This window comes from Streptomyces sp. NPDC002958, from assembly GCF_055563255.1.
The window spans coordinates 17,949-30,286 of record NZ_JBVHDS010000005.1; the positions used below are offsets into that span (position 1 = coordinate 17,949).

Consider the following 12,338-nt stretch of genomic DNA (forward strand, 5'->3'; position numbering starts at 1 on the left):
AGGACCTGACGGACCCGGCGCCCCATGGCCAGGTGTCAGTGCTGCTCGTTAGGGTCATCGGGTGGTGTCCGACGGTTCTGTCCAGCAGCGGCAGTCGCAGCCGGCTGTCCCGCTTCTCGAGGAGCAGCGGGTCGGCGAGATCCTCGCTGCCGTGCCGGAGCGCCGGCACTGGCGATACCGGCCGCGCCGCGTCGGCGTGGTGTGGCGAAGCAGGACATTCCGCATCGCTGCCGTGGTCACGGTGCTCGCGCTGTGCGGTCTGGCGATCCTTGCCCTGGTCCGCGATCAGACGGGCACCGAAGGGTTTCTCGTCGGTCTGGGCCTCGCCGTGCTTCCCGTCCCGCTCCTGATGGCGGCGTTCCGCTGGCTGGACCGGGTCGAACCTGCGCCCTGGCGGAATCTGCTGTTCGCCTTCGCCTGGGGTGCGTTCGCGGCCGCCCTGGTCGCGATCCTCGCGAATTCGTTCGCGACCCGCTGGATAGCCACGACCACCGCCGATCCGTCGAACGCCGACACTCTCGGCGCCACGGTCATCGCACCGGTCGTCGAGGAGAGCGCCAAGGCCGCCGCCATCCTGCTGATCTTCCTGTTCCGAAGACGGGAGTTCAACGGGATCGTCGACGGCGTCGTCGTCGCCGGCTTCACCGCGAGCGGCTTCGCCTTCACCGAGAACATCCTCTACCTGGGCAACGCCTTCGGCGAGGACCAGCAGCTCGGCACCTCGGGCATCGTCTCGGTGACGGCTGCGACGTTCTTTGTACGGGCGGTGATGTCGCCGTTCGCGCATCCGCTCTTCACGGTTCTGACCGGAATGGGCTTCGGGCTCGCGGCGGCCGGTGCTCGGCATCGGCGGATCCGCCGTATCGCGCTGCCGCTGCTGGGTCTCGTCCTCGCCATGGGCATGCACGCCCTGTGGAACGGGTCGGCGTCCTTCGGCCCGTACAGCTTCTATGCCGTGTACGGGGTGTTCATGGTCCCGGTCTTCGGCCTGGTGACCTGGCTGGCGATCTGGTCGCGCCAGCATGAGCTGCGTACCCTCTCCGCCGAGCTGCCCGCCTATGCGGCGGCCGGCTGGCTGACCCCCGCCGAACCACTCGCCCTCTCCTCGATGCGGGCCCGCGGCATGGCGCGCGACGCGGCACGCCAACGACACGCCGCCGCAGCAACAGCAGCAGCAGCAGCTCAGGGAAGCTGGGGAAACCCGTACGGACCGGTGTACGCGCCGGGACACAGGCCGGCGCACGGACCCGGAGGACCGCGGCGCGGGCCGTCGGCCCAGGTCAGAGCACATGCCAAAGCACAGGCCAAGGCCCACGGCAGGGCTGCCGCCCGCGCCGTCGCCGAGTACGAATCGTTCGCGACGTCACTGGCCTCGCTGCGTCGGCAAGCCCGCCGCGGGGCAGCGGGCCCGGACTTCGCCGAGCGCGAGCTTGAGCTGTTGCACCACCTCTGGCAGCGCAGGGACGTGGCCGCTCCCGCCCTGACGTACGCGGCGCAGGCGACGGGCCGCCTGCGCGCCCACCACCTGTCTCCGCACACGCAGTACGGCGGCTACAGCCACAATCCCTACCTGGCCCCACCCCGGACGCCGGCCCCGGGCCGGCCTCTGTCTCCGTACGAACCACCGCCACCTCGCTAGGACCCGGCGTTCCTGTCGTTCCTGTCGTTCCGAACAGGAACGCCACGCACGCCGCCCTCGTTGCCCGGGAGCCGGGAGGAGTAGGCGTCGGCGGCATCAATGAAGTTGCCACCCGCCGCGGCGTAAGCGTCCAGCACGGCGAACGACTGCGCCTCGTCGGCGGTCCAGCCGAAGACGTTCCCACCGAGGGCGAGCGGGAAGACGCGGAGGTCGGAAGGCCCGGCTCACGAAGAGAAGTTCATGAATGGATCAACGGATTTCGGAAGGTCCGCTATTCCGGTGGGCCCGCTGTTCCGACAGACCGGCAGCCCTGACGTCGGGGGGGAGCGTCAGGGCTGCCGGGGTTCAAAGGCCGGTGAACCGGCGCACATCACGAGGGCCTGGGAATAGGCCGACGGATCAGGGGTTGAGACCCTTGCTCTGCAGCCAGGCCATCGGGTCGATGCCCGTACCGGAGGGGGTGTGGACCTCCAGGTGGAGGTGTGCCCCCGTCACATTGCCGGTCGCGCCGACCCGGCCGATGGTCTCACCGGTCGTGACCTTCTGGCCGACGCTGACGTTGATCGAGGACTGGTGGCTGTACCACACCTCCGTACCGTCCTCGAGCTCCAGCACCGTGTGGTAGCCGTACGAACCGGACCAGCCGGCCGACTTGATGGTGCCACCGTGCACGGCCTTGATCGGCGTGCCCGCCGCCGCCGCGAAGTCGAGGCCGGTGTGGTGGCCGGAGGACCACATCGAACCGGATTGGCCGAAGGTCGAGCTGATCGTGTACGAGGAGGTCGGCATGGCGTAGCTGGCGGCGAGCTTGGCAAGCCGCAGGGCCTCGGCCTTCGCTTCGGCCTTCGCCTTGGCCTCTTCCTCCGCCTTCTTCTTCTCGGCGGCGGCCTTGGCCTCGGCGTCGGCCTGCTGCTTCTTGGCCTCGGCGGCGGCCTTCTCCGCGGCCTCCCTCTCCTGGGCCGCCTTGGCCTCGGCGTCGGCGGCGTCCTGCTGCTGCTCGGCCTGCTGGAGGATGCGGGCGCGAAGCGCCTCGCCCGCGTCCACCGTGCCCTGCTCGGCCTCGGCGGTGGTGAGGCCGGCGGTGGTGAGCGGGGCGGCAGCGACGGCCGCGTCGGCTTCGGACTCGCCGGAGAGCAGAGAGCCCACGCCGGGAAGGGACTCGGCGTCAGGGAGGTTGTCCGCGACGGAGTCGGGGAGGGAGATGGAGACGGGCGGCTTGCTCTGCGCGGTGGCCATGCCGCCCGCACCCACCGCCGCGATGACGCCGACCCCGAGCACCGTGGAGCTACGGGCAAGTCCGTTGCGCTGCTTGGCGACGCGGTGCTTGCCGCGCACGGGGCGTACGGACTCCTCGGTGGGGTTCCACTCGCCCCAGCTTCTGTCGGGTTCACCGTTCCCGTCAGCGCGGAACTCGCTGACTTCGCTGCCGAACTCACCGGCGACGTCGCCGCCCTGCCCGGTGCCGTAACGGGTGCCGAACACCGTTCCCGTCCCGGCGGTTCCGTAGTCAGGGTTGAACCGGGAGGGGGCCTCGGGGGCAGGCTTGTTGGACGCCACGGGGGCGCGCTCCTTTCCTTCCTTCTCGCCTACCGGGTTAGCTGACGGGTTCGGAGCAGGAAGGTCTCCTACGGACCCCTCTGCCTCTCACGAGACACAGGTGTCCGATTCACCCCATGTAGGTGGTTCCCCGGTTCCCTTGCGGAATTCGGCGCTCGCGCACGGTGCCGCCACTGACGACGGCTGGGACGACCGCGCTGCGTTATCGAACGTTAATAGACACACGGGCCTGATTCCAAGCCGTTCCCACTGATCGTTCACGTCTTTGGCCTGGACTTTACGGGACACAACCGGGTGGAATAGGATGAGTTGATCGCCCCTCAGCCATCACCCATCTTCTGACGTTGCGTCAAACGTTATGCGGAGCGGCGCCTTTCGGTTACGTACGGTGGCATCCGCCGCCCAGGGCCACCGCCCGGCCCACACGAAGCATCCAGCCCGTGATCTCCCGCCCGGTACGCGCGCGGCTGCGGACGGCACCGCACCCCGGCCCCAGGCTCGCCGGAGCGAAGTCGTGCGGCGACTCCTCATCGACCAATGGGGGTACGCACGTGGCGCAGCTCACACACCGACCGGACCTGCTCCTTCGCGGGCCCACGGGCCGGCCGTACCGCACCCCGGAAAGCGACGCGGAAATGAATCAGGCCCGGCACGCTGCATGCGTGCCGGGCCTGATTCTTCAGTAGCGGGGACAGGATTTGAACCTGCGACCTCTGGGTTATGAGCCCAGCGAGCTACCGAGCTGCTCCACCCCGCGTCGGTGAACACAACTCTACGGCATGTCCGGCGCACTCATGACCACTCGGCGAATCACGACCGCCGGGCGCCCGGTCCGTGCGCCCGGCGCGGCCCCGCCTCCACCCGGTCGCCGACCCCGGCCCCCTGTCGCCCTCCCCGCACGCCACCCAGGGAATCACCCCGGAGGACGGCCCCGAACGACAACAAGCGAGGGTGGATATGCAGTGATATGACTGATTTAACTTCAGCCAGTCGACGCGATGAACTCGCGGTGATCGGGGAGCCGACCATGGACGATTACCCCCTGCTCAACCTCTTCTGGACCATGCTCTGGTTCTTCCTCTGGATCATGTGGCTGTTCCTGCTCTTCAAAGTCGTCACGGACATCTTCCGCAGCGAAGACCTCGGCGGCTGGGGCAAGGCCGGCTGGCTCGTCGTGGCCCTGGTGCTGCCGTACATCGGCGTCCTGGTGTACGTGATCGCGCGCGGCAGGTCCATGGGGAAGCGGGACATCAGCGACGCGCAGCACCGTGAGGCGGCCTTCAGGGCGTACGTGCGGGAGGCCGCCGGCACCTCCGACGCGAAGGGCCCGAGACAGGGCGGCCACGTCGATGACCTGGCGAAGCTCGCCGAGCTCATGGACAAGGGGGCCATCACGAACGAGGAGTACCAGCGGGCGAAGACGAAGCTCCTCGTCTGAGCGCACCCCCACACTCCCGCAACCGTGACGCGTATGTCTCTCTCCCCCCGGTCCAGCGGACTGGCACAGCCCCCGGACCGCGGGGAGGCTTGAGACATCAGCTAACGGTGGCCGTTTCCTCCTGCGGTTCTCGGGGCGCCGGAGCATCGGTGTACATCTGCATACACCGACGGCCCGGCAGGGGAGGCCGGACGAGGTGCGGTCCCCATCTCGGCGAGCAGGGAGATGGCCGGACCATGAACGTCACCACGCTCGAAACCCTGGACGCGATGAGGACGTCGCTGCGCGGTCCCGTCATCGGTCCGCAGGACCCGGAGTACCGAACCGCCCACACGGTCTACAACGCCATGATCGACAAACGTCCGGCGGCCGTGGTGCGGTGCGGCGACACGGCGGACGTCATGGCCGCGGTCGATTTCGTCCGGGACAAGGGGCTCGTGCTCGCGGTCCGCGGCGGCGGACACAGCGGCGCCGGCCTGTGCCTGGTGGACGACGGCGTCACCATCGACCTGTCACCCATGCGCTGGGCGCATATCGACCCCACCTCGCGAACAGCCACGGTCGGCGGCGGCGCCACGCTCGGCGACCTCGACCACGCCGCGCACGCCTTCCAACTGGCCACCCCCTCCGGAATCCTGTCGACCACCGGCGTCGGCGGCCTCGCCCTGGGCGGCGGCCACGGCTACCTCACCCGCAGATACGGCCTGACGGCCGACAACCTGCTGGCCGCGGACGTGGTCCTGGCGGACGGCACCTGTGTGACGGCGAACGGCACCACTCACCCCGACCTGTTCTGGGCGCTGCGCGGCGGAGGCGGGAACTTCGGCATCGTCACCTCCTTCACCTTCCGGATGCACCCGGTGGACACCGTGGGAGTCGCCATCACCCTGTGGCCGGTCGACCGGATCCCCGACGTACTGCGCTGGTACCGCGACTTCCTGCCCAGGGCCCCCGAGGACCTGAACGGTTTCTTCGCCGCGCTCACCGTGCCGCCCGGTCCCCCGTTCCCGGAGGAGATCCACGGCCAGAAGATGTGCGGTGTCGTGTGGTGCTGGACGGGCGCCCCCGATCTCCTCGAAGCCACTCTGAAACCCGTGAACGACCCCGGCCCGCCCGCCTTCCACTTCACGGCGCCGATGCCCTACCCCGCCCTGCAGTCCATGTTCGACGGGCTGCTCCCCGCCGGCCTTCAGTGGTACTGGCGCGGCAACTTCTTCGACCGGATCACCGACGACGCCATCACCGTCCACGCCAAGTACGCCGAGAACCTCCCCACCGACCTGTCGATCGCGCACCTGTACCCGGTCGACGGCGCCGCCCACCGACTGGGCCCTGACGACACCGCCTGGGCCTACCGGGACGCGGTCTGGTCCGGCGTCATCGCGGGAATCGACCCGGACCCGGACAACGCCGAGAAGCTCCGGCAATGGTGCGTCGACTACTGGGAGGAGCTGCACCCGCACTCCATGGGCGGTACGTACGTGAACTTCATCGGCGCGGGCGAAACGCCGGACCGGGTACGCGCCACCTACCGCGACCACTACGACCGCCTCGCGGCCATCAAGCGCACCTACGACCCGCACAACTTCTTCCACGCCAACCAGAACATCGAGCCGAGGGCCTGACCCGGCCGCGGTCGGCGGCGGCGTACTCGTGGCGGGGGAAGACCCGTTGTGGGAACTCCCCCGCCGGAACCGCTCATGCCCCGGGCATCTGTCCAGGGCATGAGCGGTGATCGGCACGGCTGATCAAAGGTTGTTGGGCTCCCAGACGGGCAACCACACATCGTTGGGCACGCCCTGCGCGGTGCACTCGTACTGGATCAGGGAGTTGCCTACGCCGACACCGCCGGCGACGTTCAGACACTTGTTGCTGGACTTGACGACGGTCTGGTAGCCGTTGCCCTTGGGCACGAACTTCCACAGCTCGTTGTCGGCGTTGCCGCAGGTGTACTGGATGATCTGGGTTCCGTTGGCGGTACCGCCTCCGTTGACGTTGAGGCACTTGTCGCTACTGACGGACTTGAAGCGGTAGTAGCCGCCCAGAGCGGACTCGGCCTCCCAGCGCTCGTTGGTGGTGCCGGACCACGGGTACTGAATGATCGGCACACCATTTGCCGTGCCCGCTCCGCGGACGTTGGCGACCTGGTTGGGGTCGCCGGCCAGGCGCAGTGTGAACTGCTGGGCAACGACCGCCCTCGGGGCCGCCCCGGGGGTTTCGGTGTCGGCGACAGCCGGACTGACGGATGCCGACATCGCCCCAGTGACCATCACGAGAGCTGCCGCGCCCGTCACCAACCGCTTGTGCGTCTTCACGGTTCTACCTTTCTCTGTGCTGCCACATACGACAGCGCCTCCATCGCAGACAGTAATGGCACAGCGACAATGTGTATGCCTTGCTTGTCGCGTAGTTCCCCCGAACGGGCACCTGGGAATCTTCCGGACAGATCGGGTGGCAGCCCGAGGGCGGCCACAGGCACGGCTCGAAACCCCGTGCAGCATCTGCACGGGGTCACGAAAGCGCCGACGGGCGAAATGCCGACGCCCAGCCGGACGCCGAACGCCAGACGTCAGAAGCGGCCAGACCGCGTCCGGGCGATTGCCCGTCCCGCCTCACACCGACCGGAGGGTTCACATGAGGCGTGTCCTCGTCCGGCGCACCCTGGACAAGGACGAGATTGAGCGGGGGCGGCGATGGCGAAGTTGGCGTAGCCGTCGCGCAGTTTGGCCGGCTCGCTGCCGAAGAGCTTGCCGTAGAAGGCGATCTGAGCGGGAAGGTCGGGGACGCGCAATGCGAGCTGCACTCGGGACATGACGATCCTCCTGACGCAGGGTGGAAGCGCCCCGGCGGTTGGCCGGGGCGCAGGACTTCAGGCTCCGCAGCAGCCGCCGGACGACGGTTCGTCGGCAGTGGCCGCAACCGGCAGAGAGGTGGCGACGCCGATCTGTACAAGAGCGGGTGCCGGAGTGCTGCAGCACCCTCCGGCGTCGGCCTGGTCGGCTGCGGGGTCGTCGAAGAGTCCGGCGCCGCCGCAGACTCCGGTTTCGGGGAGGGTGAGTTCGACGCGATCGGCGGACTCGGTGTCACCGGCAATCGCGGCGGCGACGGAGCGAACCTGCTCGTAGCCGGTCATGGCCAGGAAGGTCGGGGCGCGGCCGTAGGACTTCATGCCGACCAGGTAGATGCCGGAGTCAGGATGGGAGAGCTCGCGGTGGCCGTGGGGGTAAACGGTGCCGCAGGAGTGCTGGTTGGGGTCGATGAGCGGGGCGAGCTCGGTGGGGGCCTGGAGGCGTTCGTCAAGGCCGAGGCGGATCTCGGAGAGGAAGGACAGGTCGGGGCGGAAGCCGGTCAGGACGATCACCTCGTCGACCGGGTCGAGACGGCGTCCGTCCTCGCCGACCAGGATCAGTCGGCCACTCTCGTCACGCCCGATGGCCTCGGTGCGGAAGCCGGTGACCGCGTCGGCGTGGCCGTTGTCGACGGCGGCCTTCGCGGCCAGGCCGAGGGCTCCGCGGGCAGGGAGCTGGTCGGCGGTGCCGCCGCCGAAGGTGGAGCCGCTGATGCCGCGGCGCAGGATCCACACCGCGTGCGTGCCGGGCTCGTCCTTCGCGAGGTCGGCGAGCGTGGCCAGGGCGGTGAACGCGGAGGCGCCGGAGCCGATCACAGCGGTGCGCTTGCCTGCGTAACGGGCGCGGACGGCCGGGTCCTTGAGGTCGGGGACACGGTAGGTGATGCGGTCGGCCGCTGTCTTTTCGCCGAGGGCGGGCAGGCCGCTGGCCCCGGCCGGGCTCGGGGTGGTCCAAGTGCCGGAGGCGTCGATGACCGCACGGGCGAAGACGCGCTCCTCACTGCCGTCGGCAGTGGTGAAGTGGACGACGAAGGGCTGGGCTTCACGGTCGGCGTCGACGATACGGTCGCGGCCGGTGCGTGAGACACCGGTGACGGTGGCGCCCAAGCGGACGCGCTCGCCCAGGACATCGGCCAGGGGCTGGAGGTACTGCTCGGCCCAGTCCCCGCCGGACGGGTAGGTGACCGCGTCGGGCTTGGTCCAGCCGGTCGGGGCCAGGAGCTTCTCGGCGGCGGGGTCGGTGACCTCGCCCCAGGTGGAGAAGAGCCGCACGTGCGACCAGTCGCGAACCGCTGCGGCGGCGGCCGGTCCTGCTTCCAGGACCAGCGGTTCGATGCCGTACTCGACCAGGTGGGCGGCGGCGGCCAGCCCGGCGGGGCCGGCGCCGATGACGACGACCGGCAGGTCTGCAGTGGTGGTCATGGCGGTGATGTCCTCCGAGATAGGCGGCCGGTCCGGCCGCTGCTTCGATTGTTGTCGATATCTGGAGCTTGCCACTGGGTATCGATGAGTGTCAACATAGACGCATGTCGAAGTCACAGATTGCGGAGCTGCCGGTCCTGGACGCGGGGACTGTGGTGCCGTGCTGCCCGCCGATCACCGCCGGGGAGCTGTCGCAGGACGACGCGGAGAAGATGGCCGTCATGTTCAAGGCCCTGTCCGACCCGGTGCGGCTGCGCCTGTTCTCCAAGGTCGCCTCGCATGCGGGCGGCGAGGCGTGCGTGTGCGACATCTCCGACGTCGGCGTCTCCCAGCCGACCGTCTCCCACCACCTGAAGAAGCTGCGCGAGGCCGGCCTGCTGACCTCCGAGCGGCGCGGGACCTGGGTGTACTACCAGGTCGCGCCGTCCGTCGTAGCGGCCATGTCCGCCATGCTCGACCTGCGCACCTGACCAACGGCCAACGGCCCGCGCCGACGGGTCAGGAGTGATGGGAGGCGGCCGTAAGCGCCTGTTGCAGCTGGCTGATGCTGGGGGCGCCGTCCAAGCCTTCGGGCGTGCCGTAGAGACGGCACGCCATCCCCCGCGTCCGTCCGGCTTCCGCGAACGGGTCTTCTCCGTTGATGAGGATGGTCGGGGAGCCGGTGAAGCCGATGCGTTCGGCCTCGGCCTGGTCGGTGACCACCCGTGTGACGACATCGGCCGCGTCCAGCCCGGACGCCTCCAGCGCCTGCCGCAATCGGCCAACAGCCAGTTGTCCGTTCGGACATTCCTTCACCACCACGACCTCGATCCGCATGCCTCCAGCATGCCGCAGGCACTCAGGCCAGCAGCTCGGCGATCTGCCGGACGGCGTCGCGGGCGGGGCGCCCCACGCCGATGAGGGTGGCGGAGGCCGGCCCTGTCCTCCAGTCGCCGTAACCGAGCAGGTGCAGCCGTGGTTCGCCGACCGCGCGGGTGCCGTCAGTGGCGATGTGGCCGCGAGTCCCGCGCACCGTCGATGTCGTCGACCGTGGTGCGGCAGTCGAGGCAGTGCATCAGTCGCCCCTTCCCGGGGTGGTGAGTGCTGCGGGGCTGAACTTCTTGCGCCAGGCCAGCGAGACGTAGACCAGGCCGATCAGGACGGGTACCTCGATGAGCGGGCCGACGACGCCGGAGAGTGCCTGGCCGGAGGTGACGCCGAAGGTGGCGATGGCGACGGCGATGGCCAGTTCGAAGTTGTTGCCCGCCGCCGTGAACGCCAGGGTGGCCGTGCGGTCGTAGGCCAGTCCGAGGGCCTTGCCGAGGAGGAAGGTGCCGAAGAACATGATCGCGAAGTAGACGAGCAGCGGCAGCGCGATCCGGACCACGTCCAGGGGCTGCGAGGTGATCGTCTTCCCCTGGAGGGCGAACAGGATGACGATCGTGAAGAGCAGCCCGTACAGGGCCCAGGGGCCGATCTTCGGCAGGAACTTGGTCTCGTAGTTCTCGCGGCCCATCTTCTGTTCGCCGATGCGGCGGGTGAGGAAGCCGGCCAGCAGCGGGATGCCGAGGAAGACGATGACGTTGAGGGCGATGTGCCATACGGAGACGTCCAGGCCTTGCCCGTCGCCGAGGTTCAGCCACTGGGGCAGCAGGTCGAGGTAGAACCAGCCGAGCAGGCCGAACGCGATGACCTGGAAGACGCTGTTGAGGGCGACGAGTACGGCGGCTGCTTCGCGGTCGCCGCAGGCGAGGTCGTTCCAGATGATGACCATGGCGATGCAGCGGGCGAGGCCGACGATGATCAGGCCGGTGCGGTACTCGGGCAGGTCCGGCAGGAAGATCCATGCCAGCGCGAACATGACTGCCGGCCCGACGATCCAGTTGATGACCAGCGAGGACACCATCAGCTTGCGGTCGCCGGTGACGGTGTCGAGCTTGTCGTAGCGGACCTTGGCCAGGACCGGGTACATCATGACGAGCAAGCCGAGCGCGATCGGCAGGGAGATCCCGCCGATCTCGATCTTCGCCAGTGCGTCGTCCATCCCCGGGATCAGGCGCCCCAGGCCCAGGCCGACGGCCATGGCGAGCAGGATCCACACCGCGAGATAGCGGTCGAGGGTGGAGAGCTTCTTGACGATCGACTCATCCCCGGTCGCCGTGGCGGCGGTGGTGGATTCGGTGGAGGTCACGGGCAGGCCCTCTTGTTCTCCGCGGCGGTACGGGCGGACTCGGCCAGCGCGGCGAACTGCTCGGAGAGGTTGGCCAGGACCTCGGGGCGCAGCTTGTAGTAGGTGAAGCGGCCACACGGCTCCGTCTCCACCACACCGGCCTCACGCAGCACCTTCAGGTGGTTGGACAGGTTGGTCTGCTTCGCGCCGGTCTCCTCGACCAGGTGCGTCGTGCAGAGCGTCTCGCGGGCCAGCAGGGTCACGATCCGGAGGCGGAGCGGATCACCCAGAACCCGGATCAGATCAGGATCGACTGAAGTCAGCATGTGCTGATACTCTCACATCATTGCCTGCTGATACCAGCGGGGGCTGAAGTCATTGGCGGCTGGTGCCGCCATGCGACGAGAGAGAACGATCAACATGGCCGAGTCCTCCGGCAAGCCGTCCGTCCTGTTCGTCTGCGTCCACAACGCCGGCCGCTCCCAGATGGCAGCCGCCTGGCTGACCCACCTGGCCGGAGACCACGTCGAGGTGCGTTCCGCAGGCTCCGACCCCGGCGACGCCGTCAACCCCGCCGCCGTCGAGGCCATGGCCGAGGTCGGCATCGACATCTCCGCCGAGACCCCGAAGATCCTCACGATCGACGCCGTCCGCGAGTCCGACGTGTGCATCACCATGGGCTGCGGTGACACCTGCCCGGTCTTCCCCGGCAAGCGCTACCTGGACTGGAAGCTCGACGACCCGGCCGGCCAGGGCGTCGAAGCGGTCCGCCCCATCCGCGACGAGATCAAGATGCTCATCAAGGGCCTGATCGCTGAGATCGCACCGGAGGCCACAGCGTGAGCGACATGCGCGACGTCGTCAACATCAGCCCCCTTGACGTGCCGCTTCCCGGCCAAACGCAACGGCGTTGAAGCGGTGATCTCCACAGGATCAAGGAGACACTGCGCCACTCCACGATCACGCTCACGTCGAACACGTACACGAGCCTGCTGCCCGAGGTCGACAAAGCCGCGGCAGAAGCCGCCGCCGCGCTGGTGCCACGTGCCCGTAGGGCCCCCTCCGTAGCCCCTGCTGTCGGACCGTCCGCTCACGCATCGCTCACGCATGAGGTCGGGGAAGACGAAGCGCCCCGACCGGATGAAACCGATCGAGGCGCTAAGTAGCAGGTCAGAGAGGGGTTTTCCCTCGCTGCCGACGGTAGGCCGTGTGGGACTCGAACCCACAACCAACGGATTAAAAGTCCGCTGCTCTGCCAATTGAGCTAACGGCCCTCGGCGAATCA

At 68.7% G+C, this 12,338-nt stretch carries 11 protein-coding genes, 2 tRNA genes, 4 pseudogenes and 1 riboswitch; of the genes and pseudogenes, 6 read left to right on the forward strand and 11 right to left on the reverse strand.

Annotated elements, in window-relative coordinates; all coding sequences use genetic code 11:
* Positions 1–64 precede the first annotated feature (64 nt).
* A complete protein-coding gene (locus ACZ3IC_RS10910; protein WP_467414784.1) occupies positions 65–1,639 on the forward strand; it encodes a PrsW family intramembrane metalloprotease in 1,575 nt (524 codons plus the stop codon).
* A gap of 50 nt (positions 1,640–1,689) precedes the next feature.
* Here ACZ3IC_RS10910 and ACZ3IC_RS10915 read toward each other — a convergent pair.
* The 3 genes and pseudogenes from ACZ3IC_RS10915 to ACZ3IC_RS10925 all read right to left on the reverse strand — a co-directional run.
* Positions 1,690–1,860, reverse strand: a pseudogene (locus ACZ3IC_RS10915) (aldo/keto reductase); the annotation flags it as partial.
* A gap of 178 nt (positions 1,861–2,038) precedes the next feature.
* Entirely contained in the window at positions 2,039–3,196 is a 1,158-nt protein-coding gene (locus ACZ3IC_RS10920; RefSeq protein WP_467414787.1) for a M23 family metallopeptidase, read from the reverse strand.
* A gap of 11 nt (positions 3,197–3,207) precedes the next feature.
* Positions 3,208–3,360: riboswitch (cyclic di-AMP (ydaO/yuaA leader) on the reverse strand.
* A gap of 519 nt (positions 3,361–3,879) precedes the next feature.
* Positions 3,880–3,953, reverse strand: a tRNA-Met gene (locus ACZ3IC_RS10925).
* 270 nt (positions 3,954–4,223) lie between these two features.
* Here ACZ3IC_RS10925 and ACZ3IC_RS10930 point away from each other — a divergent pair.
* Both ACZ3IC_RS10930 and ACZ3IC_RS10935 read left to right on the forward strand, forming a co-directional pair.
* Complete coding sequence (locus ACZ3IC_RS10930; protein ID WP_467414788.1) at positions 4,224–4,634, forward strand: SHOCT domain-containing protein; 411 nt, start codon at positions 4,224–4,226, stop codon at positions 4,632–4,634.
* Between the two features lie 236 nt (positions 4,635–4,870).
* Positions 4,871–6,259 carry an FAD-binding oxidoreductase gene (locus tag ACZ3IC_RS10935; protein WP_467414791.1) on the forward strand — a complete coding sequence of 463 codons (1,389 nt, stop codon included), beginning with the start codon at positions 4,871–4,873 and terminating at the stop codon, positions 6,257–6,259.
* A gap of 123 nt (positions 6,260–6,382) precedes the next feature.
* Here the strand turns inward: ACZ3IC_RS10935 and ACZ3IC_RS10940 are convergent, their stop codons facing one another.
* The 3 genes and pseudogenes from ACZ3IC_RS10940 to ACZ3IC_RS10950 form a co-directional block, all read right to left on the reverse strand.
* Complete coding sequence (locus ACZ3IC_RS10940; protein WP_467414793.1) at positions 6,383–6,949, reverse strand: RICIN domain-containing protein; 567 nt, start codon at positions 6,947–6,949, stop codon at positions 6,383–6,385.
* 325 nt (positions 6,950–7,274) lie between these two features.
* Positions 7,275–7,446 (reverse strand): annotated as a pseudogene (locus ACZ3IC_RS10945) (VOC family protein); the annotation flags it as partial.
* 57 nt (positions 7,447–7,503) lie between these two features.
* The gene (locus ACZ3IC_RS10950) at positions 7,504–8,904 is read right to left on the reverse strand and encodes an NAD(P)-binding domain-containing protein (protein WP_467414795.1); all 1,401 of its coding nucleotides are present in this window, start codon (positions 8,902–8,904) and stop codon (positions 7,504–7,506) included.
* 104 nt (positions 8,905–9,008) lie between these two features.
* Here ACZ3IC_RS10950 and ACZ3IC_RS10955 point away from each other — a divergent pair, with 104 nt between their 5' ends.
* Positions 9,009–9,374, forward strand: a complete 366-nt coding sequence (locus ACZ3IC_RS10955; protein ID WP_467414798.1) for an ArsR/SmtB family transcription factor — start codon at positions 9,009–9,011, stop codon at positions 9,372–9,374.
* Positions 9,375–9,402: 28 nt separating this feature from the next.
* Here the strand turns inward: ACZ3IC_RS10955 and ACZ3IC_RS10960 are convergent, their stop codons facing one another.
* The 4 genes and pseudogenes from ACZ3IC_RS10960 to ACZ3IC_RS10975 all read right to left on the reverse strand — a co-directional run bounded on the left by ACZ3IC_RS10960 (position 9,403) and on the right by ACZ3IC_RS10975 (position 11,379).
* On the reverse strand, positions 9,403–9,720 hold the full coding sequence (locus tag ACZ3IC_RS10960) for a DsbA family protein (protein ID WP_467414800.1): 318 nt from the start codon (positions 9,718–9,720) through the stop codon (positions 9,403–9,405).
* Between the two features lie 22 nt (positions 9,721–9,742).
* Positions 9,743–9,916: pseudogene (locus tag ACZ3IC_RS10965) on the reverse strand (pyridine nucleotide-disulfide oxidoreductase); the annotation flags it as partial.
* Between the two features lie 42 nt (positions 9,917–9,958).
* A complete protein-coding gene (gene arsB, locus ACZ3IC_RS10970; RefSeq protein ID WP_467414803.1) occupies positions 9,959–11,074 on the reverse strand; it encodes an ACR3 family arsenite efflux transporter in 1,116 nt (371 codons plus the stop codon).
* On the reverse strand, positions 11,071–11,379 hold the full coding sequence (locus ACZ3IC_RS10975) for an ArsR/SmtB family transcription factor (protein WP_467414804.1): 309 nt from the start codon (positions 11,377–11,379) through the stop codon (positions 11,071–11,073). The genes arsB and ACZ3IC_RS10975 overlap by 4 nt, the downstream gene beginning before the upstream one ends.
* Before the next feature lie 94 nt (positions 11,380–11,473).
* Here ACZ3IC_RS10975 and ACZ3IC_RS10980 point away from each other — a divergent pair, with 94 nt between their 5' ends.
* The gene (locus tag ACZ3IC_RS10980; RefSeq protein ID WP_467415401.1) at positions 11,474–11,896 is read left to right on the forward strand and encodes an arsenate reductase ArsC; all 423 of its coding nucleotides are present in this window, start codon (positions 11,474–11,476) and stop codon (positions 11,894–11,896) included.
* A 74-nt stretch (positions 11,897–11,970) separates the two neighbouring features.
* Positions 11,971–12,219: pseudogene (locus tag ACZ3IC_RS10985) on the forward strand (site-specific integrase); the annotation flags it as partial.
* Between the two features lie 35 nt (positions 12,220–12,254).
* Here ACZ3IC_RS10985 and ACZ3IC_RS10990 read toward each other — a convergent pair.
* Positions 12,255–12,327: transfer RNA gene (locus ACZ3IC_RS10990), tRNA-Lys, on the reverse strand.
* Between the last annotated feature and the right edge of the window lie 11 nt (positions 12,328–12,338).